Here is a 631-nt window from a genome sequence, read left to right as displayed (position 1 = left end):
ATCTTGAACAACCCCGGCGCTGTCTCCTCGGCCGTCCTGCGGTCTACGCCCATGCCCGCCTCCCGCGTTCGGATGTGTGCCTCGCGCTCGATGATGGACTGGTATAACACCAAATACCGCGCGACCTTGATGACGGCGGAATATATCGGCGTGTAATTCGTGACTGGCATCCACTGGCCGTTCTCCTCCAAACCCATGACGGCCAATGCGCTGATGATGATGCTCTCGTAATGGTTGCCGCTCTTGAACGGGTGATCGAAAAACTGGACCACCGTGTCCAAACAACACCGCTCCAACTGCGCATCGCTGCACCGGGCCTCGGTATCGGTACCTTGAACGGCCTCGGTAACGCCCTGGTCAAACCTGCGCCATGATCTTTCTTGCGCTGTCGTCATCCGGTATGGTGGCCGTCGATCATCTCCTCCCTCTGCCGTGCCCGTCTCTGCGTCCTCTTCCTTGACGCTCACGTCCGTGCTACCCTCGCCGTCGCTGCTTCCTCGTGTGGCGTCGTCGTCCGTACTGACGACCTCCCACGACTCCATCCTCTTCCAAATCGACAATAACGTCTTCCACCACGCCTTGTACCGGGCCCATGCGTCCGGCTCCATCAACCCCTGAAACGGCGTCGTCG

Annotated in this window: 1 protein-coding gene; it reads right to left on the bottom strand. The window is 59.9% G+C overall.

Annotation, left to right across the window (positions count from 1 at the left end):
• Positions 1 to 631 (bottom strand): hypothetical protein (locus D187_RS59785; RefSeq protein ID WP_043433577.1); only part of this gene is annotated, 631 nt, incomplete at both ends.

Origin of the sequence: Cystobacter fuscus DSM 2262 (assembly GCF_000335475.2) — a bacterium.
Lineage (GTDB): Bacteria > Myxococcota > Myxococcia > Myxococcales > Myxococcaceae > Cystobacter > Cystobacter fuscus.
The sequence above is the reverse complement of the archived record's forward strand: the minus strand, read 5'-3'. Positions and strand labels throughout refer to the sequence as shown.